Source organism: Corallococcus aberystwythensis (genome assembly GCF_003612165.1).
Classification (GTDB): Bacteria; Myxococcota; Myxococcia; order Myxococcales; family Myxococcaceae; genus Corallococcus; species Corallococcus aberystwythensis.
In genome coordinates, this window is record NZ_RAWK01000590.1 from 1 (window position 1) to 421 (window position 421).

The 421-nt window shown below is 41.1% G+C and carries 2 protein-coding genes; both read right to left on the bottom strand.

All coding sequences use genetic code 11. The features are described 5' to 3' along the window. On the bottom strand, positions 1 to 117 hold a 117-nt coding region (locus D7W81_RS44535; RefSeq protein WP_147445863.1), incomplete at its 3' end, for a phosphoglycerate mutase family protein. A gap of 28 nt (positions 118 to 145) precedes the next feature. Then, a partial coding sequence (locus D7W81_RS44540; protein ID WP_497747195.1) for an oxidoreductase dimerization domain-containing protein occupies positions 146 to 421 on the bottom strand: 276 nt, incomplete at its 5' end.

A 421-nucleotide genomic window follows, 5' to 3' on the forward strand; every position in this document is an offset into this window, starting at 1 on the left:
TACTATTTCAATTCCTTCTGGTGTCAGTGGCGTATCAGCCCAGCCTTGCATGCGCAAATTTTTGTTTAAGTAGGTTTGACCATGTCTTACAAAATAAAGTGATAATTTTTTTCCCATTACGTACTTCCTCCTCCATCGTTGTTTTCTATTTCATTGTAACAAATTCTTCGGATCCTGTTGGGTGGATAGCGACTGTATTGTCGAAATCGGCTTTTGTTGCGCCCATATTAATAGCAACAGCGAATCCTTGAATCATTTCGTCCACACCGTAACCAATCCCGTGCAAGCCAATGACGCGCTCTGTCTTCCCTTCGCAAATTAATTTCATTCGACAAGGTTCGCGGTGGTCTGTGATGGCTGTATACATCGAGGTAAAGCTTGAAGTGTACACTTTGATATTTTCTTTGCCATATTTTTCGAT